The sequence below is a fragment of the Exiguobacterium sp. SH31 genome, from assembly GCF_001816105.1.
GTDB lineage: Bacteria > Bacillota > Bacilli > Exiguobacteriales > Exiguobacteriaceae > Exiguobacterium > Exiguobacterium aurantiacum_A.
Map to the genome: position 1 here is coordinate 1 of NZ_LYTG01000050.1, position 6,404 is coordinate 6,404.

At 48.9% G+C, this 6,404-nt stretch carries 8 protein-coding genes and 1 other RNA gene; 2 read left to right on the plus strand and 7 right to left on the minus strand.

The window, feature by feature from the left end:
* Positions 1-46: 46 nt before the first annotated feature.
* From A6395_RS07740 to tadA, 6 genes are all read right to left on the minus strand, one after another.
* Positions 47-250: a YaaL family protein gene (locus A6395_RS07740; protein WP_233589743.1), complete on the minus strand. Its 204-nt coding sequence runs from the start codon at positions 248-250 to the stop codon at positions 47-49.
* Positions 251-267: 17 nt separating this feature from the next.
* The gene (gene recR, locus A6395_RS07745; RefSeq protein ID WP_070329500.1) at positions 268-867 is read right to left on the minus strand and encodes a recombination mediator RecR; all 600 of its coding nucleotides are present in this window, start codon (positions 865-867) and stop codon (positions 268-270) included.
* A 22-nt stretch (positions 868-889) separates the two neighbouring features.
* The gene (locus A6395_RS07750) at positions 890-1,207 is read right to left on the minus strand and encodes a YbaB/EbfC family nucleoid-associated protein (RefSeq protein WP_035386845.1); all 318 of its coding nucleotides are present in this window, start codon (positions 1,205-1,207) and stop codon (positions 890-892) included.
* A gap of 15 nt (positions 1,208-1,222) precedes the next feature.
* A complete protein-coding gene (gene dnaX, locus A6395_RS07755) occupies positions 1,223-2,899 on the minus strand; it encodes a DNA polymerase III subunit gamma/tau (RefSeq protein WP_071398615.1) in 1,677 nt (558 codons plus the stop codon).
* A 94-nt stretch (positions 2,900-2,993) separates the two neighbouring features.
* Positions 2,994-3,262, minus strand: an RNA gene (gene ffs, locus A6395_RS07760) — signal recognition particle sRNA large type.
* Positions 3,263-3,315: 53 nt separating this feature from the next.
* Positions 3,316-3,816, minus strand: a complete 501-nt coding sequence (gene tadA, locus A6395_RS07765) for a tRNA adenosine(34) deaminase TadA (RefSeq protein WP_016510583.1) — start codon at positions 3,814-3,816, stop codon at positions 3,316-3,318.
* A gap of 120 nt (positions 3,817-3,936) precedes the next feature.
* On the opposite strand from tadA, the gene A6395_RS07770 reads away from it, so the two are divergent.
* Together A6395_RS07770 and A6395_RS07775 are read left to right on the plus strand one after the other, a co-directional pair.
* Positions 3,937-4,572, plus strand: a complete 636-nt coding sequence (locus A6395_RS07770) for a deoxynucleoside kinase (protein WP_070329502.1) — start codon at positions 3,937-3,939, stop codon at positions 4,570-4,572.
* Positions 4,569-5,240 (plus strand): deoxynucleoside kinase, encoded by a 672-nt coding sequence (locus A6395_RS07775; protein ID WP_016510587.1) that lies wholly within the window; start codon positions 4,569-4,571, stop codon positions 5,238-5,240. Before A6395_RS07770 ends, A6395_RS07775 begins: the two co-directional genes overlap by 4 nt.
* Positions 5,241-5,279: 39 nt before the next feature.
* Here the strand turns inward: A6395_RS07775 and A6395_RS07780 are convergent, their stop codons facing one another.
* Positions 5,280-6,278, minus strand: coding sequence for a hypothetical protein (locus A6395_RS07780; protein WP_071398616.1), 999 nt, complete (start codon positions 6,276-6,278; stop codon positions 5,280-5,282).
* Positions 6,279-6,404: the final 126 nt, after the last annotated feature.

Here is a 6,404-nt window from a genome sequence, read left to right on the forward strand (position 1 = left end):
AGTTCCTTCATTATATAGAGAAAAAAGACGAGACTTTCGCCTCGTCTCAAGTTCGTAAATTAGAAAGGGACACTTGTCGTCGCTTTGCTTCCTTTAGATAAAAAAAGTATAGTGCTTCAGCCTGCTTCACTTGAGCAGCCAACTCACCAGTGTCTTCAACACTCACTTCAAGCATGTAGCGCTTCGCTTCGTACTTCGCCTTCGCATCTAACAGTTCTCTTAGAAACCGTTGATCATAACTATCCCGCAAAGGTTTGCGAAACCACCTCATAGTTCTCGGCGACCTTCCATCGCCCGGGAGAGGGTTACTTCATCCGCATACTCTAAATCGCCCCCGACAGGAAGTCCGTGCGCCAGACGCGTCACTTTAATCCCGGTCGGTTTGAGCAGTCTCGATAGATACATCGATGTAGCTTCCCCTTCAATGTTCGGGTTGGTCGCCAAAATCACTTCACTGACCGCTTCGTTCTCTTGCAGACGCGTCAGCAAACTCGATACGTTAATATCTTCAGGTCCAATCCCTTCCATCGGGCTAATCGCCCCATGTAACACATGATACTTCCCTCGATATTCCCGCATCTTCTCCATTGCAATAACGTCTCGTGAATCTTGCACGACACAGATGATCGTTTCATCTCGGTGCGAATCTTTACAGATCGCACACGGATCGACGTCTGTAATATGTCCGCACACTGTACAGTATTTAATATCACGCTTCGCACTGACAAGCGCCTTGGCGAACGTCAATACATCGTCCTCTTCCATATCTAATACATGGAACGCTAGCCGGATGGCAGTTTTCGGACCAATTCCTGGCAACTTTGTAAAGCTTTCAATCAAGCGTCCGATTGCTTCAGGGTATTGCAACTCGCATCTTTCCTTTCTTCACTTAAAAACCTGGAAGGTTCATCCCTTGCGTAAAACGTCCCATCTTATCGTTGACGAGTTGGTCGGCTTGTTTCATGGCGTCATTGACAGCCGCTAAAACAAGGTCTTGCAACATATCGACGTCATCTGGGTCGACCGCTTCTTCCGCGATGATGATATCCATTACTTCTTTATGGCCACTGACAATCACTTTGACCATCCCGCCTCCGGCTGTGCCTTCAACCGTCAAGTCCTTTAATTCTTCTTGCGCTTTCGCCATATCTTTTTGCATTTTCTGCATCTGTTTCATCATGTTGTTCATGTTTCCCATTCCACGCATATCGAGCGCCTCCTTTTAAACTTCTTCGATTTCAACGACATCTCCAAATCGTTCGACAGCTTGAACAATGAGCGGGTCTTCTTCGACCTTCTCTTCTTCTTTATGGTCTGAACGTTCGGATTGTTTACGAAGGATGAATTCGTTTTTTAACTCGACCCAATCGCTCTCGAGCACGGCCATGATTTCTCGACGAATCCCCGTCACTTCGAACAACGCTTGCTCGATCACATCGCGGGTCCGGCCGTTTGAACTGACCTGCTCGTAGTGCCATGTCATCCCATCTTTAAATTGTACCAGTAAGGTGTCACTTGCACAAAGGACAGCTTCACTCTCATAGAACAGCGCGAAAATCGGGCCGTCCACCGTGCGGATGTTGACCATAATGTCTTCCCAACTATCACGGATTGCATTCAAATGCTGCCGCTCAGCCCGTTGCAACAACTGGCGGATCCGCTCTTTCGGAACACGAACTTGCGTCCGCTTCATCACTTTCGGCTTCTCGACAGCGGCCTCTGTGACCGCCACCCCATTTTTCTTCACTTCATTCAACTCACGACTCAATTCACGTACTTGATCTTGAAGCTGCTTCATTTGTTCGGTCATCGTCCGTCCTTGCTCGGCAATGCGAATGAACGTCAGCTCGACCAATACTTTCGGATGGTTGGATAAGCGCATCTGTTGCTGACACTCATTTAATTCTTCGATCACTTGAAACAGCTCATCCGTCGAGGTCGTTTCCACGAATTGGCGGAACGTCTCGTTTGGACGGGCTCGTTCTAGTAAATCTACCGCTTGCGGAGATGCTTTTAATAGAAGGGCATCCCGGTGCACGAACACGAGATCTTCGATAAACCGTTTCAAGTCCTTCCCTTCACGCAACATCGTCTCAAGCGTCTTCAGAATTTGATCGAGTTGTCTCTGCTGCAATCCATATGCCATATCAAGAAGAGCGTCATCCGTAACCGCACCCGTCACTTCGAGCACTGCCTCTTCCGTCAAACGGCCGTCACTAAACGCAAGCGCTTGGTCAAGCAGGCTCAGTGCATCACGCATACCGCCGTCAGCGGCACGGGCAATCAATTTGAGCGCTTCTGGATCATAGTCATAATCTTGGTCGTTCAAAATGTAAGCCATTCGTGTCTGGAGTTGACCGACTTCATGCCGCTTCACATCGAAACGTTGGCAACGTGAGATGATGGTCGCCGGAATCTTATGGGGCTCCGTCGTCGCTAAAATGAAGATCGCATGGGGGGGGGGTTCTTCCAACGTTTTCAATAGTGCATTGAACGCCCCTGTCGAAAGCATATGCACTTCATCGATAATATACACTTTATAACGCGCTTGCGAAGGCGGATACTTGACCTTGTCTCGAATTTCGCGGATCTCATCGACCCCGTTGTTTGAAGCTGCATCGATTTCGAATACGTCCGGGCTCGTCCCTTCCGTAATCGCCACACAGGTTGGGCACGTATTACACGGTTCCCTCGTCGGCGCCGTTTCGCAGTTGATTGCCTTCGCGATAATCTTCGCGAGGCTCGTCTTCCCCGTACCTCGCGGACCAGAAAATAAATAAGCGTGTGACATCCGTTCTTCGAGTAACGCATTTTGAATCGTGCGTGTGATGTGTATTTGACCGACTACCTCTTGGAATGACTGCGGACGATAGACCCGATACAATGCTTGATACGCCATGTCCCTGCCTCCTTTCATCGTTTCATCTTTTATTTCATCATACAAAAAAATCTACAACCCTGGGGCCGTAGATTAAAGTTATTAAATAAATCTGCCGCGCACCGATTTCTGAAAGCACGTCAATGTGCGTTACTCATGCAGTTTGCTCGGCCCAAGCACCCCTGCGGCACACGGTACGTCACCACTTAAGGCTGCTTCCTTCCGGACCTGACCTGGTTCATGGGTGACCGTTGCGCAGGACTCAGACGTCAACGCCACTTACACGAGGACGGGCCACACCAATGCACTCCCTCGAATCGGAATTCAGTCTCGCTATAGCGGATTGCGAGTTACAGGGCACCGCTACCTCCCCGCCTAGCACGGCAAATGGGTAAATGAAGTTAAGCACTTCTTCGAGTGCTATTACATTATACTGTTTAATCAGATGCGTTGCAACCTCTCTGTTCAAGCCGAGCCTGCTTCTTCCGTTCTCGAAGGCCGCGGAAGAAGGTTGTTAGTAGCTCTCCACATTCTTCTGCTAAAACGTTTTCGGTCACTTCAGCTTGATGATTGAACCGATCGTCTTGAAGAAGGTTCATGAGTGTCCCGCAACATCCGCCTTTGGGATCGCGGGCACCAAACACGACACGCTTCACGCGCGAGAGGATGATCGCACCCGCGCACATCGGACAAGGCTCTAACGTCACGAACAGTTCACAGTCTTCAAGCCGCCAGTTACCGAGTACCGTATTCGCTGATTCAATCGCAATCATCTCGGCATGCGCCGCCGCCAATAAATCCGTTTCACGCCGGTTATAGCCGGTCGCGATCACGTCTTCTCCTTTAACGATGACACAACCGATCGGGACTTCCCCGATTGCTTCCGCCTTCTTTGCTTCGGCGATGGCGAGCCTCATAAATCGTTCATCTCGTTCCATATTAACACCCCGTTTCTTGTCACATAGTATGAAAAAAATGAAAATCATTTCGCTCGCCCTATCTTCTTCATTGTGTGCTAGAATGGAACTTGCACTTTGGATAATGGAGGATGACATCATATGTTTATAACGGTAGAGGGACCGATTGGTGTCGGGAAAACGTCACTGGCCCATATCATCAGTCAGCACTTTTCAATGCAGATGCTGAATGAAATTGTAGAAGAAAACCCATTTCTCGGCAAGTTTTATGAAGATATCGAAGAATGGAGTTTCCAAACGGAAATGTTCTTCTTATGCAATCGATTCAAGCAATTAGACGATATCCACAAACACCACTTGAGCCAACAGCAATCCGTCGTTTCAGACTATCATATTTTCAAGAACTTGATTTTTGCCCACCGTTCGCTGAGACCAGCCCACTTGAACAAGTATGAGCAAATCTATAAGATTTTGACACATGATATGCCGAAACCCGATGTCGTCATCTACTTGCACGCCAGTATCGAGACGCTTATGAAACGCGTAGCGTTGCGTGGACGTGAAGTAGAAGAGAACATGTCTCGCGACTACCTCGAACAACTCGCCCGGGATTACGAAACGTTTGTCGAATCGTACCGTGCGACTCACCCCGAAGTGACGATTCTTTCGTTCAGCGGAGACGAACTTGATTTTGTCCAAAACCCGGACGATTTGACGCACGTTCTCACGACGATTGAACGCGAACTAGAATTGACTAAAGGAGCCCAACTAAAATGACGCTGAATGAAAAATATAACATTCCGAACGACACGATCATTACGATCGGTGGAATGGTCGGAATCGGTAAATCGACAATCACGAACTCGCTTGCCGACGCCCTCAATTTCCGCACTTCTCTCGAGAAAGTGGACACGAACCCATACCTCGATAAATTCTATCATGATTTTGAGCGTTGGAGCTTCCATCTTCAAATCTACTTCTTGGCAGAGCGGTTCAAAGAACAGAAGAAAATCTTCCAATACGGCGGCGGCTTCATTCAAGACCGTTCGATTTATGAAGATACAGGCATCTTCGCGAAGATGCACTATGAAAAAGGCACGATGTCGCCGACAGATTACGAGACCTACTCAAGCCTGTTCGAAGCGATGGTGCTCACGCCGTTCTTCCCGCACCCTGATCTACTGATCTATCTCGAAGGCTCATTCGAGCAAGTGCTCGACCGCATTCAACTGCGTGGCCGTGAGATGGAACAACAAACACCGATCGCGTATTGGGAAGAAATGTACGCCCGCTACACAGAATGGATCAACAACTTCAACTTGTGCCCGGTACTTCGTCTATCAATTGAAGAATATGACTTGATTAACGATCCGGATTCAGTCGAACTCATTCTTGAAAAAATCGGGAAACAATTGACAGTCGCTCGTGAAGCAAAAGTAAGATAAAAAGATGATGCCCCGCTCAAAAGCGAGGCATCATCTTTTTTACGGCTGGGCAATCGGGCGTTTTCGATGTGTCGGTGTCTTCCAAGCCTTCCGGTACCCGTCAATCGTATCAAACACAGCCGCCAGAACCGTGATGGCCACAACCAATCCAAACACCCACCCGAACGAGAACACATCGTTCGGGACATTTAGTTCGACCCAGTCGATAAAGCGCGGGTCGAACAAGCGCGACGAACCCGCCATCCAAATGATAAAGGCGGCCGAGGCCACGTTATAGATCAAATTGAACGAGGCGAGTGTATACGTCCAACGTCCTTTCATCCATTTCCAAACACCGAGGACGACTTGAAGCAAAATGACGGCTAAGAACAACCAGACCACTTCAAACAAGAACGATTGATTAAAAATCGGGACAATCATCGAAAAACCGTCCCCTGTCGACTCATAAATCCCGAGAAACCGCTCGGCGTTCAAATACACCCCGAACCAAACCGCCGTAAAGAACAATCCGAATCCGGCATCCAATTTACTGATCCGTCCTCCGCGGTCCCGATCACGCAATGTGGACACATTCCAACTCATGTCAGGGGCGACCGCATCGCTCGGCGCGTAACGCTCAATCAAAAAGAAGACGAGCGTGATCCAAAAAACGAGTTGAATCCCAACGTCCCATAACGTGTCGAACAAATTCGTGAGAAAGATTCCGATTGTCGGCATGGCCGGTCCAGAGAATGTCGGGATGCTCGCCATGAGCAAACCGAAGAAGACTACAGCCATCACGATCGGGACGACGAGCTTGACCACATTGACATACATCGGGAAAAACTTAGGTCCAATCAAATACTGGCCGTCTTTATAACGCGCAGCAACGATGGCCGGATGTCCCATCTGTTCGAGCACGCGCTTCACTTCCGTCTCGGTCGGCTGATCCGGCAGCTTCGCTTCGATATCCTCCCTAATCGCAACGGCAGCTTCGTCTCTCCGCTTCGGCGGGACATGCCTGACCACTTCATCAACATACGCTTCAATCCAGTCCATGACGCTCCTCTCCTTCCTAACGCGCCACCAGTCTCTACCTTATTAAGATTCCCGATTCAAGCCGAGATTAGCCACTTTTCGCTGTTTCGCCACAAACAAAAAAAGCCGCAGACCGTAGTCTACGAC